This window comes from Polynucleobacter sp. MWH-Spelu-300-X4 (assembly GCF_018687515.1).
Classification (GTDB): Bacteria; Pseudomonadota; Gammaproteobacteria; order Burkholderiales; family Burkholderiaceae; genus Polynucleobacter.
In genome coordinates, this window is the sequence record NZ_CP061294.1 from 487,620 (window position 1) to 507,128 (window position 19,509).

Below are 19,509 nucleotides of genomic sequence, written 5' to 3' on the forward strand. Positions count from 1 at the left end.
TTTTTTATAACAGTTTGAGCTACTTAAAGTTGTTTAGGCTTCCATAATAGGGATTTGTTCTAGTTTTGAAGCGTTTTCTTGCTCTGTGTAACGAGCCAAGAAAGCACCATTAGAACTTAATGGTAATTTTGCCCAAACGGTATAGCCTGCACCTGGAACCACGCGCATAGGCTCACCTTTTTGGTTAAAGATTTCTTGAATGACAAAATCAGTATTACCGTTAGGTTGAATGATTTCCAACTTATCGCCAACAGCGAAGCGATTTTTAACTTCAATCTTGACAAGTTCTTTAGTTGTATCAACTTCTGTGACGTTGCCAACATACAAGCTACGTCCAGAGATGGAGAACCCTCGTAAGTAATTTTGATAATCTTTATCGTGGTGTCTTTGGTAGAAGCCATCTGTGTAACCTCGGTTAGCAAGACCTTCCAAATGACCCAATAATTCTGGGTTAAATGGTCGACCCGCTACCGTATCATCAATCGCTTGGCGATAAGCTTGTGCCGTGCGCGCAACGTAATAAGGTGACTTGGTTCTGCCTTCAATTTTGAAGGAGTCAATACCCATTTCAGTTAAGCGTTGTACATGTTCAATCGCGCGTAAATCTTTCGAGTTGAGGATGTAAGTGCCGTGCATATCCTCTTCAATGGGCATCCATTCGCCAGGACGGTTACCTTCTTCAAGAAGGTAAATGTCGCCAGTTGCATCTTCTGTTGCTTTTGCTACTTTGTAGTCCCAGCGGCATGAGTTGGTGCAAGTGCCTTGGTTTGGGTCGCGGTGATTAAAGTAACCGGATAGCAAGCAACGGCCAGAGTAAGCGATGCATAGGGCGCCATGAATAAATACTTCGACTTCCATGTCGGGACAATCTTGGCGAACAGCTTCAATCTCATCTAGTGATAATTCACGTGACAGAATGACGCGGCTAACACCCACGGATTGCCAAAATTTGGCAGCGTGACCATTTACTGTATTGGCTTGAACCGATAGGTGAATCGGCATATCTGGCCAGTTTTCTCGTACTAACATGATGAGACCTGGATCAGACATGATCAGCGCATCTGGCTTAAGGGCGATCACGGGTTCCATATCTCTAACATAGGTGCGAGTTTTAGCCCCATGAGGGAAGATGTTGGATACCAAGTAAAACTGTTTACCTTGAGCGTGTGCTGTATCAATGCCTTCACGTAAAACTTCGAGATTGCCGAAATCATTGTTGCGAACGCGCAATGAGTAGCGTGGCTGACCTGCGTAAACGGCGGTCGCCCCAAAGTCAAAGGCTGTATTCAGCATGGTAAGGCTACCTGCTGGTGCTAATAGTTCTGGTGTTTTCATAGCCCGTATTTTATGGGTTTTCAGGTATTTTTGCCTGATAAGGGCTTGAGAAACCTAGGGGTATTTCAGATGGTGAAGCTAAAAGAGTTTAAAAAATGTTTAAAAACGCTCATTAGGGCCTAAGTGACGCCATTGACCTACGGGTAAATTGCCTAAAGGAATTTGTCCAATGCGGATACGTTTAAGACCAATCACCTTTAAACCGACTAATTCACACATACGACGAATTTGACGTTTTTTACCTTCACGTAAAACAAAGCGTAGTTGATCAGTATTTTGCCAACTAACTTTGGCAGGCTTTAAAGCTGCACCATCAAGACTTAAACCATGGTTTAAAAGACGTAGTCCTTCTGGAGTTAAGGTACCTTCAACCCGTACAAGGTATTCTTTTTCGATGGGGCTATTTTCGCCAATTAACAATTTAGCGATGCGGCCATCTTGAGTTAAAACAAGCAGCCCGCTTGAATCAATATCTAAACGACCAGCAGGAGCTAAACCTCTAGTATTAAATTTTCCTGGTAGGTGAGCTGATAGTTGATGCACAAATTGATTTTCAGGCGTAATCAATGAGGCCGCTGGTTTGTATTCACGATCCTCGTCAAAGTGGGAGATATACCCCACTGGTTTATTGAGAATAATCGTATAGCGACGTGCCTGTTGAGCCACGGCTGCTTTTTTTAATTCTATTTTTTGGCTAGGGAAGGCGCGTGCGCCTAATTCACTAACAACGACTCCGTCCACGAGAACTAGGCCTTGTTCAATATAGCTGTCCGCCTCACGACGTGAGCAGATGCCTTGTTCGGACATTAATTTTGAGATGCGTACTTTTTCCACAGACGAATTATCGCTTACTTCATTGTTTGATAGTGCTTATGGTTGATTTTGACCATTTTCTTTGAATGATTCTGTTAACGCGATTTGTAGTTTCGCGTGTATTTTGACCATTTGTTTTCTTAATAGATAAATCACAATGGCCATAAAAGCAGCCAAGATAATGAGCATGCCCATAGGGGGGAGAATGCTAGAGCTAAGGGCTGAAACGAGCATTAAGAGGGAGATGATGGTGAGAACGGGCATTAATTGAGCAAACAGTTGATGCGTGGCAGCTCGGTCGCTTTCTGAATAATTGCTGCTAGCTAGGCGAACATCGGCTAGTAATAAACCTAGGGCCTCTAATTTCCTGTAAATGGCAAACATAAATGGCGCAGACAACAGCACGCTCATGGCCCACATGGTCGCTTGCTGATAGTCTTCGTTAAACCACAAGAGGTGACCTGTATCAACATAGTCGTTGATAAGGGTAAATAATTTAGTAGCTGATAAAAATAAGGTAATCACGATGCACGTATTGACAAATACATGCAGGCTGATACGTCTAACGAAGGGCCTGATATCTGAGCGTAGTTGGTGGTCAGAACGAATTTGTCCGAGCCATGATGAATACTGGATAAAGACATTTTTAATAGTTGCCGGGATGCGCTTACCCATCCATGTGCTAACTGGATCGGAGCCTTTGATTAAATAAGGAGTGGTGAGCGTGGTAATAGTTGATACAGCCACAACAATGGGATATAAAAAATCGCTTGTGACGTTGAGCGTTAAACCGAGCGAGGCGATGATAAATGAGAACTCACCAATTTGAGCCTTGCCCATGGCAACACTCATGGATGTTTTGCCATCATGCCCAGTAATAAATGTTCCTAGGCTACAAGAAATCACTTTGCCAATGACAACAGCGCCGCTAATGATAGCGATGGGTAAGGCGTATTTCCAAAGGATCATTGGATCTAAGAGCAGGCCAATGGTTACAAAGAAAATGGCGATGAACATGTCTTTAACCGGTTCAATCAGTTTTTCAATCGTATGTATATGGCGTGACTCTGCCATGATGGCACCAATTAAGAAGGCACCTAAGGCTACGCTGTATTCCATTTTCATGACCAGCAGGCAAAAACCAAAGCACAGGCCTAAAACTGTCACTAAAAGCATTTCTTTGCTGTGGAATTTAGCTACTAAATTGAGTAACCGAGGAATCAACATAATTCCGATAGCTAATGACACGGTAATAAATAGAATTAATTCGCCCACGGTCATAGCTGCCTCGGCAGCTTCCAATTGACCAGTGGTTGCAATACCGGTGAGCATCACAATTAAGCTGATGGCGAGAATATCTTCCACAATTAAGATGCCATAAATCAGGTTGGCAAATTTTTCTTTCTTTAAACCAAGCTCTTCAAGTGCTTTTACTGTGATGGTGGTGGATGAAATGGCCATCATGGCGCCTAAAAAGATGGCATCCATTTGTTTCCAAGCGAAAAACCTACCAATTTCATAGCCCACCCAAATTAAAAGAATAATTTGGGCAATCGCTGCGACAAAAGCGGTGGCACCAACTTTGGCTAGTTTTCGTAAGCTAAATTCAAGACCTAAGCCAAACATCAGAAAGACAACCCCCAGTTCGCCTAGGGTGCGAATGGTTTTTTCATCTGAAATAAATGGGAAGGGGCTGGTGTATGGCCCGATAATGAGGCCCGCGATGATGTAGCCTAAAACAACGGGTTGTTTTAGGTAATGGAATATCACAGTGACAACTCCGGCCACCAACATAATGACGGCTAAGTCTTTAATGAAATCCATTTCATGCATCTTTTTTGTCTCTTTTTAATTGAATGGCGATAATGTCATTATGGCTTTAATTGTTCTTACTGATGCAAAACTGGCTTTTGGCCATGTCGATTTACTTGCAAATACCGCTTTTTCGCTAGAGTCTGGCGAAAGAGTCGGCCTTATAGGTCGTAACGGTACAGGCAAATCTTCATTGTTAAAAATTTTAGCGGGTCTTGAGAAACTAGATGATGGTACTTTGCAGTATCAGCAGGGTTTACGCATGGCTTATGTGGCTCAAGAGCCGGTTTTTGATTCTCAAGAAACCGTTTTTAACGCCGTTTCCAAGGGGGTTGCAGAGGTTAAGGCGCTGCGTGAAGAGTATGAGGCTCTTAGTGTGGCAGAGTGGGATGATGCCTCTCACCATCGTTTAGATGAGATTCAAACAAAGTTAGAGGCTATGAGTGGTTGGAATTGGGAGCAGCGGGTTCATGAAACTTTGGATCGGTTGCATTTGATGCCAGATGTCAGTATTAGCTCCTTATCGGGAGGCAATCGTAAGCGTGTAGCTTTGGCTCAGGCTCTGGTAGCTGTGCCGGATGTTTTATTTTTGGATGAGCCAACCAATCATCTCGACTTAGATTCAATTAGTTGGTTGGAAGATTTATTAAAAACATTTAAAGGTTCGGTTGTTTTGATCACCCATGACCGCGCTTTCTTGGATGCTGTTAGCACGCAAATAGTTGAGTTAGATCGCGGCATTTTGCGTAGTTACCCCGGAAATTACAGCGCTTATGAGGTTTTAAAAGAGCAAGAGATCGCATCGGAAGTTTTGGCTAATGCAAGAGCTGATAAGTTGTTAGCTCAAGAAGAGGTATGGATACGCAAAGGCGTAGAAGCTAGACGTACACGCAGTGTTGGTCGTATAGCTCGTCTAGAAAAATTAAGAGCTTTGCGTGCTGACCGTCGTGATGCGATGGGGCAAATTAAATTAGCAGTTTCTTCAGGTGAGCGTAGTGGAAAAATCGTTGCTGATCTAGAACATGTTAGTAAAGCGTATGACAGACCGATTGTTAAAGATTTCACAGCTACTATTTTGCGTGGCGATAAGGTGGGGTTATTAGGACCTAATGGTGCGGGTAAAACTACTTTATTGAAATTAATCTTGGGGGTTATTCAGCCTGATAGTGGTGTTGCCACAATGGGGTCGCGTATTGAGGTGGCCTACTTTGATCAGATGCGCGAAGGTTTGAATCTGAATGCGACGTTAGAGGATTACATTAGTCCTGGTAGCGAATGGATTGAGATCAATGGCAATCGCAAGCATGTTAAAAGTTATTTAAATGATTTCTTGTTTGCGCCAGAGCGTGCTGCTTCACCAGTTAGCACGTTATCGGGTGGAGAGAGAAACCGTTTGTTATTGGCGAGATTATTCGCTAGACCAGCTAATGTGTTGGTGCTTGATGAACCCACCAACGATTTAGATATTGATACTTTAGAGCTACTTGAGCAGTTGCTACAAGACTATAAGGGCACAGTTTTTCTGGTGAGTCATGATCGGGCTTTTTTGGATAACGTGGTGACAGGCATCATTGCTTATGAAGGTGATGGTTCTTGGCGTGAGTACGAAGGTGGTTACGAAGATTGGAAAATTCAGAAGCAGCGGTTTGAAGCTTTGATGGCTGGTAAAGACAATAAATCAGAGCCTAAGTTAGATCTTAAGCAAGAAGGTAAATCTGAAGCTAAGCAAGAGTCGAAGTTAGAGGTGAGGCCGGAAGTAAAGTCAGAAACAAAGCCTAAAGTTCAAAAACTAAATGGTAAAGAGAGGCAAGAGCTGGAAGCTATTCCATTGCAGATAGATGCACTCGAAAAAGAGCAGGCTGATATTGGCATCCAATTAGGTGACCCAGACTTATATAAAAATCAGCCACAAAAATTAGCTCAATATCAGGCAAGATTGCGTGATATTGAGGAGCAATTGATTACCTCGATGGCAAGGTGGGAAAATTTACTGGCCAGGGCTGAGAGTTAAGTTTGTGAAAAATATATGGCGCTAGCTATTAGCGCCATTGTTCCTAGGGTCCAGCCAATTAAAGAGTTTCTGATACGGGCTGTTTTTTGAGTGAAATCGTATTGGAATTTCTCTGAATCAATTTGAGATATATCGACAGAGAGAGCCTCTAGAGCATACTCGACGCCATCAATCATTTCAGCGGCGCCACAAACTAAATATTTTGTTGAGCCATTAAAGCTGTTTGTTTTTTCCAATGCTTTTTTGAGAGTTAATTGATCCAAGACCCCGACCAATCCCTTCCAGTCGGAAGTTGGCTCTGAAATAACATGCGTGATGGTTAAATTTTTAAAAGCTTTTAGGTTAACCATGGTCGATAAATCAATGATTTGGCTCTCAATGCGATTGCCATAAATTAGGTGGATAGCTCGTTCTACTGTGTGCTGTGTGGCAATCATTTGTTTGAGTAGGCTAATCATTGGGGCAATTCCAACGCCGCCGGCAATCATAACGAGCGGGATGTTGTTAGAGTTGCTCTCATTGCTTAGTTGGCCAAAATTGCCATAAGCGCTACTGACATAAATTGAATCACCTATTTTTAATTCGGTTACTTGGTGAGTAAAGTCCCCTAAATCTTTGATTAAAAAACTAAGCGTATTAGATGATGGGGTGGGTGCTGAACTGATTGAGAATGGGTTTTCGTAAAGTGGCGCAGGAGTTTTTAACTTTAACCAAGTAAATTGGCCGGCTTGATAAGACGGGTGTGTGCTGGGATTTTTGCTGTGAATAGTTAGTTCCCAGATGTTGTAAGCCACCTGCTTAAGTGAGCTGACTTGGTAAGGATGATATTTTTGGATTAATGGCTGTATGACATAAACCCAAAGGAGTGTGAGTAGCGCTATACCAAATGCTACTTGCCAGTAATGCATCATCCATTTTTCTTGAGCATATCTGCCAGCATGAAGGGTGTGATGAAGTCCTGCGCTGGATATGGTCAAGGCCATGATGACATGGCTCGCGCGCCAAGATTCATAGCTAGTTTTCGATTTAGTTCTTGTGATAGCAAGGCCAATTAAGATGCCTAAAGTGATAAGGCCTAGCAGTCCTGTCATCAGAGTTGGACCAGTCATGCCTAGATAGCTTTCACCGGGTGGTCCTGGTGCGTAATTGGGGTGATTCGGTAGGCTATATAAAAAAGGGTGGCTGATTAGCAATAGGATGGCTGTTCTTGAAAATAGTTGGTGTATTTGTAATACCCAGTTAATACCCATCCGTTTAGATAGCCAAGCAATTTTCCCACTGGTTAAAAATTCCAACAAAATAATGTTGAATGCCAACATGGCCATGGCGCTAGATAGTTCATCTAGCCAGGGTCGATTGGGGAGGTGTGTTGTTGTGGCTAGGAGGAGTGGTAGTGCAACTAGTCCTAGATAAACTAAAAAACAGCTAAAACTTAATATACGTTGTTTCATAGGAGGATTATGATTCATTAACTGACATATTAAGTATTTAATTATTCATTTTAATTGACACAATTATGAGAACTTTTTTGGCATCACCTCCCATATCTGCTTTCACCATGGTTATGGGTTTATCTAGTTTGTCTTTGTCTTGGACCAAGTTCTCAACTTTGACCGACATGCCTTACGCTAATGATGTGGCTTTGGGATTTGGTGTCTTGGCAGCCTGTGTATTCGTACTTTTGACTTTGGGTTTAATACGCAAACAAATTCAAGCGCCTGAAAAAATTTTGGAAGAGTGGCATCACCCAGTTAAATCATCATTTTTTGCTGCTATTAGCGTCGGTATGACTTTGCTAGCAGCGGTTTTGTTTCCTTATTCGCATACGGGTGCCGAGGTGTTGTGGTTCGCCAGCGCAGGCGTTCATTTATTGGCAATCCTAGCGGTTTTAAATGCTTGGGTGCATCGCGAGCATCTTCAGGCGTCGCATGCTTGCCCTGTTTGGTTTATTCCAGCGGTAGGTAATGCAGTGATTCCTGTTGGCGGTATCAAGCTTGGGTACATTGAATTATCTTGGTTCTTTTTTAGCATTGGCTTGATTTTGTGGTTTGTGATTTTGGTCATTATGTTGTACCGCTTAATGTTTGTTCAGCCTGGTTTACCTGAGCGTTTAAAGCCAACGATGGCTATTTTTTTGGCGCCACCAAGTGTCGCCTTTGTTTCATGGATTGCATTAACCAATCCATTGGCTGAAAAATATTTAGACCCTACGGGGCATGTATTAATGGCGCTTGCATTATTTTTCGCTGCATTCTTATTAACGCAATTTAGATTCTTTTATAAGCTGCCTTTTTTTATGTCGTGCTGGGCTTATTCATTTCCAACAGCTTCTTTCGCTACGGCGATGTTAGGTTATTCGATCTTTGTCCCTGAGGTTGCGCCATTGGCTTACCTATCTTTATTGATGACGACAATTATTATTGTTGGGCTATTTATCAGGACATTGATGGCAATTCATATGAAAGATCCGCAATGGGTTGATTAACCCTTGTTACATGAGGAGTATTTGTTGAGAATCATTCTCATGTAATATGGAGTCTGCATTTTTCACTCACTTAGCACAAGCCAGCGATTTATTCCCTTTTAGCAAGCCAGTGCCTATTTTTATAGGAGGGCGTATGTGCGCTACCGTTAATGACATTAGAAAAAGTTTTGTTGGCTTAAGAGTAGAAAAGAAATTAAGGCATAAAGAAATTGCCGATTTTTTACAGTTAACTGAGGCGGAATTAATTGACGCTCATGTAGGCGTCAGCAAATTAGACGTCGTTAGATCATCGCCTAATTTGGCAAAAGCTATTCGCTTAAAGAAAAGTTGGCCGGAAATTATTAAATTGACGGAAGGGCTTGGTGAGGTCATGGCCCTCACGCGCAATCCCTATGCAGTTCATGAAAAAATTGGCAAATATGAAAATGTCAGTCTTCAAGGTGATATTGGCTTAGTTGTGGGTAACGGCATTGATTTAAGGTTGTTTTACAGACAATGGGAGTTTGCCTATATTTTTGAGGAAGGTAAGCAAGAAACACTGCAAAAGAGCCTTCAGTTTTTTGATGAATATGGGCAAGCTATTCATAAAATATTTTTATTGCCTGAAAGTCGTCATACGCACTTAGATCATGTGGTGCATCAAATGGCAGATTCCAACCAAGATCCAGGTATCTTTATTCATAGTAAGCGAGATGAGCCATTACAAAATGAGGTTAAATTAAAAGACTCTGATTTGGCCGCTTTTAAATCTGATTGGGTAGCGTTGCAAGATACGCATGATTTTTTTAATATCCTTAAGAAGTATCAGATAAATAGATTGGAGGCCCTTACCTTGATTGGTGATGATTATGCGCAGAAGCTAGAAGCGAACTCTGTTAAATTTTTATTGGAGTCGGCTGGACATTTAGACGTACCTCTGACTATTTATGTGGGTAATCGGGGTGCTGTGCAAATTTATTCAGGATTAATCAAGAATGTGATGGGTACCAAGGATTGGTTAAATATTTTTGATCCTGCATTTAACTTCCATTTAAAAATCAGTGAGCTTCCTTCGGTTTGGTTGGTGCGTAAGCCAAGTAAAGATGGTGTGATTACTTCTTTGGAGATTTTGGATGCTGCTGGGGAAGTAATTGCTATGATTTTTGGTGAGCGTATTTTGGGTAAATCTGAGTCAGCAGACTGGAGGAGCTTACTGGAGTCTTGTAAAGATGGTGAAATGGCGATCGCTGGATAAATAAGCAGGAACTATTTAAAAGGAATAAAATACAAATACTGATATGCGCATATCGGGGCCGACATGGTTTCGACGTGGATTGCAAAGCATGGAGGGCATACCGAGGACCCGTTATCTCGTAAATCAATGGGAAATGTAATAACTGCAAACGACGAACGTTTCGCACTAGCCGCTTAATTGCGGTTGCCCCTGAACTGATTCTCTCTTGGGTCAGGTAGTGTAAAAGCTACATCAGGGTCATATACAAGAGATAAGACTGCATCGTGTCGCGGTGTGCAGTTCGAAAATTTAGCGAATCGTTGTCTTGTAACGTGTTGGTCCGTGACAAGGCAATTAAATCAAAAGACACAACTAAGTATGTAGAACTTTATGTGGAGGATTTGCGGACGCGGGTTCGATCCCCGCCGGCTCCACCAATTCAAAAGGGCTCGAATTTCGAGCCCTTTTTCTTTTTTCTAGTTTAGCTTTAGATTTGTTCTCTTCTTTAATTAGCTACAGTTAATCTCCATAAAGAGGTAACCTCTGCTGCCCTTGCTCTATAAAGAGGATCGGTTTGATCAAGCGCTTTTTTATGGGTAGGCCTTATATCTAGTCGTTCAATTACTTTGAGGCCACTTGCTTCTATCCATGAAAGCAGTTCGGCTTTTGTTCTTAATCCTAAGTGCTCCGCTAAATCAGACAAAATTAACCAACCTTCGCCGTTGGTGGAGAGATGGTCTTTAAGTCCAGCTAAAAATCCTTTTAGCATTTGACTGTCTGGGTCATACACGGCGTATTCAATAGGCGAGCTTGGTCGTGCGGGAATCCAAGGAGGATTGCAAACAATTAACGGGGCTTTACCTTCTGGGAATAGGTTTGTTTTAATCAGTTTGATATTCTTTTTAATGCCTAGACCTTCGATGTTTTCTGTCGCGCATTCAATAGCGCGCTCATCTTGGTCGGTAGCAATAATTTTTTGAATGCCACGTTTAGCTAAAACCGCTGCTAAAACACCTGTTCCTGTACCAATATCAAAAGCGAGGGAGTTATTTGTCGTTTCAGCTGGTAGTGGCGCTTTTTCTAATAAACCAAGATATTCCGAGCGCACTGGAGCAAATACGCCGTAATGTGGGTGAATGTGTCCATCGCCCATGTCTTTAAGCGCTGGAATAGCCATACCATTTTTGCGCCATTCTAATGAACCAATGAAACCAAGCAAATCTCGCAATGACGTCACATAGGGTTCTGTCACTTTGCCATAAACGGCAAGGCACGCTTGCGTTACATCAGGAGCTCTTCTTAGAGGGATGCTGTGATCGGGATTAAATTGAATCAACAACATACCTAATGTGCGACTTTTTTGGGATTGCGCTTGTCGATGTAAGTGAAAGATTTCAGACATCGGTTTTGCTAAAGGGATTAAACCTTCTTCAGGCGTTCGTTTAGCGGGTTTTTTGCGGACGCTTTTTTTGGATGGTTTCTCTGCCCGACGTGTAAGCGCCTGTAGTAGTTGTTTTGCATTTTGGAAATCGCCACGCCAGATAATGCCGGTACCCTCGCATGCTAAGCGGTAGGCTTCATCCGCTGTGAGTGTGTCATCGGCGATGATAAGTTTCTTGGGAGGTGGCGAGCCTTTTTCAGAGCGCCAGCGGCAAGAGTGGGTGGTTTCACCTTCATCCCAAGTAAGGAGGGGGTGATCAGATTCGTGAAGTGGTGCGTGAATGGTCATGATGACGAAGTTTGTCCCTTTAAGATTTCTGTGGCTAACATCTGGATGCCTTTGGCGGATAAATCCGCGGTGTAATAGTTGGGAGCTTGATCGTAGTTCACGTAATTTGAATTTTGTGAACGGCGGTAAAGGGCGTCGTAATGCTTCTCAAGCAACTGCTCAACTAAAGTTGCCCAGTTTTTTTGATCAATTAATTCTTTCCAGTATTGCAAAGTTTCTTTGCCATGTAGCTCTTTTAGAAAATCAATTGTTTTTTTAAGCTCTTCTGGATCTTCTAAAAAATAAGCATAATCTTTTTGTAGGAATTTAACTCGTGCAGATAAGCTTGCCTCGATTTTTAAGCAAGGACTGGCGCGCATTTTTTCCAGCAAGGCGTCAGGTACATGAAGTGAGCCAATTTTTCTGCTTTCAGCTTCAATAAAAACAACTTGTTCCTGATTTAAATTTTTTAATACTGAGAGCAATTGGCTTTCAAAGTTTTTTTGAGTTGGTTGGGGTGAGTTGGGGATGTTTCCTAAAACGGACCCTTTGTGATTGGCGATACTTTCCAAATCCAACACTTGAGCTCCCTGTTCTGCGAGCGCTTCAAGCACCTTACTTTTGCCGCTGCCAGTTTGCCCAGTGACGACAAGGTATTGGAATTGTGGTGATAGATCAGTCAGTTCTTTGACGACATTTCTACGATACGCCTTATAGCCACCGTCTAAGATGTATGCGTTCCATCCAATCTGACGCATGATGTGAGTCATCGATCCGCTACGTTTGCCGCCTCTCCAGCAATAAATGAGAGGCTTCCATTCTTTGGGTTGATGAATAAAGTGTTCTTGAATATGCGCGGCGATATTTTTAGCAATCAGCGCCGCCCCTAATTTTTTTCCTTCAAAAGGGGATTGGTGATACAGCGTGCCAACCTGCACACGTTCTTCATTAGATAGAACGGGGAAGTTAATCGCACCCGGAATATGGTCTTCCGCAAATTCAGCCGGCGTGCGCACATCAATGATGTCGGTAAATTCAGTAATTTGATGTGCTTTGGCGATGCCGCTAGATTTCATTTGGAGATGATACAGATGGTTTATTTGAAAACGATCTGGCGTAATTCAAGCGGATGGTGAATGATGAAGTCTGCGCCCCAGTCTTCAATAGGCTCGTCACACCCGCAGTAGCCATATGAAGCTGCTACTGTGGTCATGCCGGCAGCTTTGCCTGCTTCGATATCTCTTAAATCATCGCCTACGTATAAGCAAACTTTGGGGTCTAGGTTGTTGATCTCTGCGGCTTTTAAAACGGGTGCCGGGTGCGGTTTGGAAAATCCGGTGGTATCACCGCCAATGATGGCTTTGCTGCGTTGATCGAGTTGCATGCTTGCCAATAGAGGGAAGGTGAAACGCTCAAACTTATTCGTCACAATGCCCCAAATAACTTGGTTTTGTTCTAGTTCACGCAGTAACTCATCCATGCCTTCAAATAATTTACTTTCAACACAGATAGCTTTTTCATAATTGCTTAGAAACTCATCCCTTAATTGTGTGAAATCCGGATGGTCTTGCGTGTAACCAAAGGCACCCTCAATTAAGCCGCGAGCTCCAGCAGAAGCCTTCGGTCTTAATAATTCATATGCCAAGGGTTCTAGTGATCGGGAGGTTCTTAATAAATTAGCTGCAGCGACCAAATCAGGAGCTGTATCAGCCAAAGTGCCATCTAAATCAAAAAAAACACCCTTGTATAAGGGTGTTGCTGCATTTGTGCTGAAAGATGACATAAAGATTATTTTTTGGTGGTGGCAACAAGATAGTTAACATCAGTATCTCTGCCTAGGGCATACACTTCAGTTATTGGATTGTAGGTTAGGCCGATGATTTCATTCATTTCCAGCCCCGCGTCTTGTAAAAATCCATTGAGCTCTGAAGGTTTGATGAATTTTTTGTAGTCATGAGTCCCCTTAGGGAGCATGCGCAAAATATATTCAGCGCCAATAACAGCTAATAAATAGGATTTGGGGTTGCGATTGAGCGTACTAAAGAATACTTTGCCGCCTGGTTTGGCTAATGCTGAACAGGCTTTGATGATGGATTGTGGGTCTGGTACATGCTCAAGCATCTCCATACATGTCACTACATCGTATTGACCTGTTTCTTTACTGGCGAGGTCTTCAGCGCTGATATATTCATATTGAACGGCTATACCAGTCTCCAAACTGTGTAAATCAGCCACTTTTAGGGCTTTTTCAGATAAATCAATCCCTTTGGCATGGGCGCCAATTTTTGCTAGTGACTCTGTCAAAATGCCGCCGCCGCATCCAACATCAAGGACCTTTTTGCCTTGAATCTCAGTATGCTTTTGGATCCAATCTAGTCTTAATGGGTTGATGGCATGTAGGGGCTTGAATTCACTGGTAGGGTCCCACCAGTGGTGGGCCAACGAACTGAATTTGTCGATTTCTGTTTGATCTGCGTTCATAGGCTCATTTTAATCAAGCAAACGGGGTTCTGCCGCAAAACAGTGGTTAGGGGCAAATAAAAAAGCCCGGGAATGAATCGCCGGGCTTTTAGGGGTTGGGGTTCAGAATTAGTTCTGACGTGTTCCAACTACTTCGATCTCTACGCGACGGTTCTTAGCGCGACCTTCTTTTGTCTTGTTATCAGCAACAGGCTGTGATTTGCCTTTACCTTCAACATAAACACGGTTGGCTTCGATACCCTTGCTTACTAAGTACTTTTTAACTGCATTCGCACGGCGAACAGATAATTTTTGGTTATAAGCAACTGTGCCAATAGCATCTGTGTGACCTACAGCGATCACAACTTCTAGTGTCAAGTTCTTGATTTTGCCAATCAAGCTATCCAAGCTAGCTTTAGCTTCAGGCTTCAATACTGACTTGTCAAAATCGAACAATGCATCAGCGTTGTAAGTTACTTTTGAGCTAACAGCAGGAGCTGCTGTGCCTGCAAGTGCGCCGTCACAACCTGGAGCAGCAGTGGCTGGAGTCCAGTTAGCATTGCGCCAGCATAATTCGTTTGTGCCGTTTTTCCATACGATACCTGTGCTGTTAACCCAGTTATCGTTTGCTTTTTGAGCGAAAGCAGAAGCACTGATAGCGATACCAGCGATGGCGATTAGTTGTAGTAGTTTTTTCATTTTTTTCCTCTTGTTATCTGTGTGGAGGCTATCCAATATGGATATGCATCATTTTAGCACTATAAATCAGCTAATTGACAGGCTTCGGGTGATAAAATCGCCACATGGAAATTACACAAAATAACGCCGCTAAAGAGACACTCCCGATATCCCTAGAAGACGAAATGCGTCGCTCCTACCTAGATTACGCTATGAGCGTGATCGTAGGTCGTGCGTTGCCTGACGTAAGGGATGGTTTAAAGCCAGTTCATCGTCGAGTTTTGTTCGCGATGCATGAGCTTAATAACGATTGGAATCGTGCTTATAAGAAATCTGCCCGTATTGTGGGTGACGTAATTGGTAAATATCACCCGCACGGCGACTCAGCGGTTTACGACACGATTGTGCGTATGGCTCAGGATTTCTCCTTGCGTTATATGTTGGTGGACGGTCAAGGTAACTTTGGTTCAGTAGACGGTGATAACGCTGCTGCGATGCGTTACACGGAAATCCGTTTAGCTAAGATTGCCCATCAGCTATTAGATGATCTTGATAAAGAAACGGTTGATTTTGGGCCGAACTATGACGGTAGTGAAAAAGAACCGTTGATTCTTCCAGCCAAGATCCCTAATTTATTGATTAACGGTTCTTCAGGTATTGCCGTTGGTATGGCAACCAATATTCCTCCTCATAACTTGGATGAAGTGGTCTCAGGTTGTTTACATTTATTGAGTCATCCTGATTGCACGATCGATGATTTAATGGAAATCATCCCAGCGCCTGATTTCCCGACTGCCGGCATCATTTATGGCATTTCTGGTGTGAAAGATGGCTACCGTACAGGCCGTGGTCGCGTGGTTATGCGCGCGAAAACTCATTTTGAAGACATGGACCGTGGTTCACGCCAGGCCATTATTGTTGATGAGCTGCCTTATCAGGTTAATAAAAAGACTTTACTTGAGCGTATTGCTGAGCTGATCACTGAGAAGAAGGTGGAAGGTATTTCAGATATTCGCGATGAGTCTGATAAGTCAGGTATGCGCGTCGTCATTGAGTTAAAACGTGGTGAAGTGCCTGAGGTTGTTCTAAACAACCTTTACAAGTTTACTCAGCTACAAGATACCTTTGGTATGAATATGGTGGCGTTGGTGGATAACCAGCCACGCTTATTGAACTTGAAGCAAATGTTAGAGTGCTTCTTGTCGCACCGTCGCGAAGTTGTAACGCGTCGCACGGTATTTGAATTGCGCAAAGCACGTGACCGTGGTCATGTTTTAGAAGGTTTAGCGGTTGCTTTGGCAAACATTGATGAATTCATCAAGATTATTAAAGCTGCGCCAACACCGCCAGAGGCTAAGAAAGAGCTATTGCTTAGATCTTGGGATTCTTCTGTGGTTCGCGAGATGTTATCAAGAGCTGAGAAAGATGCCCCTGGTGGTCGCAACTCATTCCGCCCAGAGGATTTAGATCCAACCATCGGTATGCAAGAAGATGGTTTGTATCGTTTATCCGATAGCCAGGCCCAAGAAATTTTGCAAATGCGTTTGCAACGTTTGACAGGTCTTGAGCAAGATAAGATTGTTGATGAATACAAAGAGGTGATGTCTGAGATTGCTAACTTGTTAGATATTTTGGCAAAACCAGAGCGTATTACGGTCATCATTACTGAAGAGTTGCAGGCTGTTCAGGCTGAGTTCGGTCAAGCGGGTAATGACACAGGCCGTCGCTCACGCATTGAGATGAATGCTACAGAATTGTTTACTGAAGATTTAATTACGCCGCAAGATTTGGTTGTGACCTTATCTCATGGCGGTTACATGAAGAGCCAGCCATTATCCGAGTACCGTGCTCAGAAACGCGGTGGTCGAGGTAAGCAAGCGACTGCTACTAAAGATGAGGATTGGGTAGATACATTATTCGTGGCAAATACGCACGATACGATTCTTTGTTTTTCCGATCGTGGCCGTATGTATTGGTTGAAGGTTTGGGAGGTTCCTCAAGGTGGGCGTGCTTCTCGTGGTAAACCAATTGTGAATATTTTCCCATTGGTTGATGGCGAAAAAATTACAGTGATTTTGCCAATTAAAGCCTACGAAGATGATAAATATGTGTTTATGGCGACTCGCAAGGGTGTTGTGAAGAAATCTCGTTTGTCTGATTTCTCTAACCCACGTAAGGCAGGCATTATTGCGGTTGATTTGGATGAAGGCGATCACCTAGTGGGCGCTGCGATTACCGATGGTCAGCATGATGTGATGTTGTTCTCCGATGCTGGTAAAGCTGTGCGCTTTGATGAGAATGACGTGCGTCCAATGGGTCGAACAGCTCGCGGAGTAAGAGGTATGAACCTAGAAGCCTCTCATGAAGTGATTGCAATGCTAGTCGCTCCTGCGGAAACAGCGGGTGCGCTTGAGGCAGGTGTTGATCCTGCGACATTGCCTGGTAGCGTTTTGACAGCAACAGCTAATGGTTACGGTAAGCGTACGCCAATCACTGAATACACCCGCCACGGTCGTGGCACGAAGGGCATGATTGCTATTCAGACAACTGAGCGTAACGGTAAAGTGGTTGCGGCAGTGTTGGTGTCCGAGCAAGATCAAATCATGTTGATTACAACAGGCGGTATCTTGGTGCGTACGCGCGTGTCAGAGATTCGTGAAATGGGCCGTGTTACACAAGGTGTTACCTTGATTAACGTGGACGAAGGTACGGAGTTATCAGGCTTGCAACGTATTGCTGAAGGTGATGATGATTCTGAATTAGATGATGAATCTGATGAGTCTGTTGATAATCAAGCAGCTGAAGGTGAGGAGCCTGAGAGCAATGTTTGATCAGCGGGTTTATAACTTCGCACCTGGGCCAGCTACGCTTCCTGAGGAAGTTTTAAAGCAGGCTGCTTCTGAAATGCTCAATTGGCAAGGTTTGGGCATGGGGGTGATGGAGGTGAGTCACCGCGGTAAAGCATTTATGGCTTGCTATGAAGAAGCTGTTGCTGATTTACGTGAGTTGATGAATATCCCTGATAGTTATGCCGTTTTGTTTTTGCAAGGTGGCGCTATTGGTATGAATGCCGCTATTCCAATGAATTTAATGCCGCTAGCATCTAAAGCTCCTAAGGCAGATTTCATTGCAACAGGTATTTGGACTGAAAAATCAATTAAAGAAGCAGCTAAATATGGCGAAGCTCATATCGCTGCATCTAGTCAGGCCAATGGTTACACCACCATTCCAGATCAAAAAGATTGGCAGTTATCAGATGATGCTGCTTATGTGCATATTTGCTCCAATGAAACGGTTGGGGGTCTTGAGTTTCAGGATGTTCCAAAAGTAGCTAAGCCTTTGGTTGCTGATGTATCCAGCAATATTTTGTCTCGAGTGTGGGATGTTAATCAGTTTGGCGTTTTGTTTGGAGGCGCACAAAAAAATATTGGTCCAGCCGGATTGAGTATTTTGATTGTGCGTAAAGATTTATTGGGTCACGCTATGCCTATCACCCCAACTATTTGGGATTGGGCAAAACAAGCTGAGAGTGACTCCATGTTAAATACACCTCCTACATTTAGCGTGTATTTGGCAGGATTGGTTTTTAAGTGGCTTAAACGTCAAGGTGGTGTTGCAGCCATAGAGCAGAAAAATATTCAAAAATCTAATTTGCTCTACGAGTGTATTGATCAGAGTAGTTTATATGTTGGCAAGATTGATCAGCGCTATCGTTCACGCATGAATGTGACGTTTTATTTGCAAGATGAAGCGTTGAATGATGCCTTTGTCGCTGGCGCTGCTAAACAAGGTCTTATGAACATTAAAGGACATAAGAGTGTTGGTGGCATGAGAGCTAGTATTTATAACGCGATGCCTATTGAAGGTGTGCAAGCCTTGGTGGATTACATGAAGGAGTTCGAGCGTGGCCAATGACGATAAGGATTTAGCACCATTACGTGCTCGAATTGATGCGCTCGATCAAGAATTGTTAGAGTTATTGGGGCAGCGTGCAAAAGCGGCCCAAGAGGTTGGCAAGGTCAAACACGGTACGAATGCACCAGTATTTCGTCCTGAGCGTGAACGCCAAGTCATTGATGGCTTGATTGCAAAAAACAAAAGCGCTATCGCTCCTGAAGGTATCACTTATATTTGGCGCGAAATTATGTCTGCTTGCCGTGCTCTAGAGGCGCCGGTGCGAGTAGCTTATCTTGGGCCTGCCGGAACTTTTTCTGAGCAAGCTGCTTTTGCTCAATTTGGCCAGTCAATTAATGGGGTGCCTTGCGCTACGATTGACGAGGTGTTTCGTGCGGTGGATGCGGGCGCTGCCGATTTTGGTGTGGTGCCGGTTGAAAACTCTTCTGAGGGCGCCGTATCAAGAACCTTAGATTTGTTGTTAGATACTGATTTAAGAATTACGGGTGAAGTTGCGTTGATGATCAAGCACCACTTGTTAACTAAGTCTGGCACTTTAGATGGTGTGACGCGTGTATGTGCGCATCCACAGGCGCTAGCTCAGTGCCAACGATGGTTGGCAACCAATACACCGAAGCTGGAGCGTCAAGCGGTGAGTAGTAATGGTGAGGCAGCGAAGATTGCAGCGGAAGATGCCACTATTGCGGCGATTGCTGGTGATATTGCTCAACAACAGTATGGGCTATCTCCTGTGCAAAGTTCGATTCAGGACGATCCGCATAACCGCACGCGCTTTGTCGTGATTAGTCATGGCTCGTGTCAGGCTTCAGGTAAAGATCAAACTTCAGTTATTTTGTCGGTCACAAATAAGCCTGGCGCTGTTTATCACTTGTTAGCACCTTTGGCTAAGCATGGGGTATCCATGAATCGTTTTGAGTCACGCCCAGCTAGACGTGGCACATGGGAGTATTTCTTTTATATCGATATCGATGGTCACGCAAGTGAGCCTAAAGTTGCCGCAGCGCTTGCTGAGTTAGAGACTGAAGCAGCATTCTTCAAAAATTTGGGGTCTTATCCCCGTAGTCACTGAAATTAAGAAG

15 protein-coding genes and 1 other RNA gene are annotated in these 19,509 nt (G+C 43.5%); 7 read left to right on the forward strand and 9 right to left on the reverse strand.

The features are described from left to right. Nucleotides 1-33: 33 nt before the first annotated feature. The 3 genes from ICV01_RS02525 to ICV01_RS02535 form a co-directional block, all read right to left on the reverse strand. A complete protein-coding gene (locus ICV01_RS02525) occupies nucleotides 34-1,335 on the reverse strand; it encodes a U32 family peptidase (protein ID WP_215288290.1) in 1,302 nt (433 codons plus the stop codon). Between the two features lie 99 nt (nucleotides 1,336-1,434). After that, nucleotides 1,435-2,169 carry a pseudouridine synthase gene (locus ICV01_RS02530; RefSeq protein ID WP_215288292.1) on the reverse strand — a complete coding sequence of 245 codons (735 nt, stop codon included), beginning with the start codon at nucleotides 2,167-2,169 and terminating at the stop codon, nucleotides 1,435-1,437. 36 nt (nucleotides 2,170-2,205) lie between these two features. Beyond that, nucleotides 2,206-3,981 carry a cation:proton antiporter gene (locus ICV01_RS02535; protein WP_215288294.1) on the reverse strand — a complete coding sequence of 592 codons (1,776 nt, stop codon included), beginning with the start codon at nucleotides 3,979-3,981 and terminating at the stop codon, nucleotides 2,206-2,208. A gap of 40 nt (nucleotides 3,982-4,021) precedes the next feature. Between ICV01_RS02535 and ICV01_RS02540 the strand changes: the two genes are divergently transcribed. Further along, nucleotides 4,022-5,971 (forward strand): ATP-binding cassette domain-containing protein, encoded by a 1,950-nt coding sequence (locus ICV01_RS02540; RefSeq protein ID WP_215288296.1) that lies wholly within the window; start codon nucleotides 4,022-4,024, stop codon nucleotides 5,969-5,971. Here the strand turns inward: ICV01_RS02540 and ICV01_RS02545 are convergent. After that, nucleotides 5,968-7,422, reverse strand: coding sequence for a ferric reductase-like transmembrane domain-containing protein (locus ICV01_RS02545; RefSeq protein WP_215288298.1), 1,455 nt, complete (start codon nucleotides 7,420-7,422; stop codon nucleotides 5,968-5,970). The genes ICV01_RS02540 and ICV01_RS02545 overlap by 4 nt on opposite strands. 65 nt (nucleotides 7,423-7,487) lie before the next feature. Between ICV01_RS02545 and ICV01_RS02550 the strand changes: the two genes are divergently transcribed. From ICV01_RS02550 to ssrA, 3 genes are all read left to right on the forward strand, one after another. Continuing rightward, nucleotides 7,488-8,456 carry an SLAC1 anion channel family protein gene (locus ICV01_RS02550; RefSeq protein ID WP_215288300.1) on the forward strand — a complete coding sequence of 323 codons (969 nt, stop codon included), beginning with the start codon at nucleotides 7,488-7,490 and terminating at the stop codon, nucleotides 8,454-8,456. A gap of 133 nt (nucleotides 8,457-8,589) precedes the next feature. After that, nucleotides 8,590-9,690, forward strand: a complete 1,101-nt coding sequence (locus tag ICV01_RS02555) for a hemin-degrading factor (RefSeq protein WP_215288302.1) — start codon at nucleotides 8,590-8,592, stop codon at nucleotides 9,688-9,690. Nucleotides 9,691-9,744: 54 nt separating this feature from the next. Then, nucleotides 9,745-10,106, forward strand: a transfer-messenger RNA (tmRNA) gene (gene ssrA, locus ICV01_RS02560). Nucleotides 10,107-10,174: 68 nt separating this feature from the next. Here the strand turns inward: ssrA and ICV01_RS02565 are convergent. From ICV01_RS02565 to ompA, 5 genes are all read right to left on the reverse strand, one after another. After that, nucleotides 10,175-11,398 carry a 50S ribosomal protein L11 methyltransferase gene (locus tag ICV01_RS02565; protein WP_215288303.1) on the reverse strand — a complete coding sequence of 408 codons (1,224 nt, stop codon included), beginning with the start codon at nucleotides 11,396-11,398 and terminating at the stop codon, nucleotides 10,175-10,177. Further along, nucleotides 11,395-12,453, reverse strand: a complete 1,059-nt coding sequence (mnmH, locus tag ICV01_RS02570) for a tRNA 2-selenouridine(34) synthase MnmH (protein ID WP_215288305.1) — start codon at nucleotides 12,451-12,453, stop codon at nucleotides 11,395-11,397. Before mnmH ends, ICV01_RS02565 begins: the two co-directional genes overlap by 4 nt. 20 nt (nucleotides 12,454-12,473) lie before the next feature. Next, nucleotides 12,474-13,160, reverse strand: coding sequence for an HAD-IA family hydrolase (locus ICV01_RS02575; protein ID WP_215288306.1), 687 nt, complete (start codon nucleotides 13,158-13,160; stop codon nucleotides 12,474-12,476). Between the two features lie 5 nt (nucleotides 13,161-13,165). Further along, nucleotides 13,166-13,858 carry a bifunctional 2-polyprenyl-6-hydroxyphenol methylase/3-demethylubiquinol 3-O-methyltransferase UbiG gene (ubiG, locus tag ICV01_RS02580; protein ID WP_215288309.1) on the reverse strand — a complete coding sequence of 231 codons (693 nt, stop codon included), beginning with the start codon at nucleotides 13,856-13,858 and terminating at the stop codon, nucleotides 13,166-13,168. 108 nt (nucleotides 13,859-13,966) lie between these two features. After that, entirely contained in the window at nucleotides 13,967-14,536 is a 570-nt protein-coding gene (gene ompA / locus ICV01_RS02585) for an outer membrane protein OmpA (protein WP_215288310.1), read from the reverse strand. A 104-nt stretch (nucleotides 14,537-14,640) separates the two neighbouring features. Between ompA and gyrA the strand changes: the two genes are divergently transcribed. Genes gyrA through pheA form a run of 3 tightly spaced genes read left to right on the forward strand, consistent with a single transcriptional unit; the run spans nucleotide 14,641 to nucleotide 19,499 of the window. Then, entirely contained in the window at nucleotides 14,641-17,346 is a 2,706-nt protein-coding gene (gene gyrA / locus ICV01_RS02590; protein ID WP_215288312.1) for a DNA gyrase subunit A, read from the forward strand. Beyond that, nucleotides 17,339-18,430, forward strand: a complete 1,092-nt coding sequence (gene serC / locus ICV01_RS02595; RefSeq protein WP_215288314.1) for a 3-phosphoserine/phosphohydroxythreonine transaminase — start codon at nucleotides 17,339-17,341, stop codon at nucleotides 18,428-18,430. The genes gyrA and serC overlap by 8 nt, the downstream gene beginning before the upstream one ends. Further along, entirely contained in the window at nucleotides 18,420-19,499 is a 1,080-nt protein-coding gene (gene pheA / locus ICV01_RS02600; protein WP_215288316.1) for a prephenate dehydratase, read from the forward strand. Before serC ends, pheA begins: the two co-directional genes overlap by 11 nt. The last annotated feature ends 10 nt before the right edge of the window (nucleotides 19,500-19,509 follow it).

Bases quoted from the DNA above. Each gene is read 5' to 3' on its own strand.
- ICV01_RS02535 (WP_215288294.1), bottom strand. From the start codon at position 3,981: ATGCATGAAATGGATTTCATTAAAGACTTAGCCGTCATTATGTTGGTG.
- ICV01_RS02555 (WP_215288302.1), top strand. From the start codon at position 8,590: ATGTGCGCTACCGTTAATGACATTAGAAAAAGTTTTGTTGGCTTAAGA.
- ubiG (WP_215288309.1), bottom strand. From the start codon at position 13,858: ATGAACGCAGATCAAACAGAAATCGACAAATTCAGTTCGTTGGCCCAC.
- ICV01_RS02565 (WP_215288303.1), bottom strand. From the start codon at position 11,398: ATGACCATTCACGCACCACTTCACGAATCTGATCACCCCCTCCTTACT.
- ICV01_RS02575 (WP_215288306.1), bottom strand. From the start codon at position 13,160: ATGTCATCTTTCAGCACAAATGCAGCAACACCCTTATACAAGGGTGTT.
- ICV01_RS02550 (WP_215288300.1), top strand. From the start codon at position 7,488: ATGAGAACTTTTTTGGCATCACCTCCCATATCTGCTTTCACCATGGTT.
- ICV01_RS02540 (WP_215288296.1), top strand. From the start codon at position 4,022: ATGGCTTTAATTGTTCTTACTGATGCAAAACTGGCTTTTGGCCATGTC.
- serC (WP_215288314.1), top strand. From the start codon at position 17,339: ATGTTTGATCAGCGGGTTTATAACTTCGCACCTGGGCCAGCTACGCTT.
- ompA (WP_215288310.1), bottom strand. From the start codon at position 14,536: ATGAAAAAACTACTACAACTAATCGCCATCGCTGGTATCGCTATCAGT.
- ICV01_RS02525 (WP_215288290.1), bottom strand. From the start codon at position 1,335: ATGAAAACACCAGAACTATTAGCACCAGCAGGTAGCCTTACCATGCTG.
- mnmH (WP_215288305.1), bottom strand. From the start codon at position 12,453: ATGAAATCTAGCGGCATCGCCAAAGCACATCAAATTACTGAATTTACC.
- gyrA (WP_215288312.1), top strand. From the start codon at position 14,641: ATGGAAATTACACAAAATAACGCCGCTAAAGAGACACTCCCGATATCC.
- ICV01_RS02545 (WP_215288298.1), bottom strand. From the start codon at position 7,422: ATGAAACAACGTATATTAAGTTTTAGCTGTTTTTTAGTTTATCTAGGA.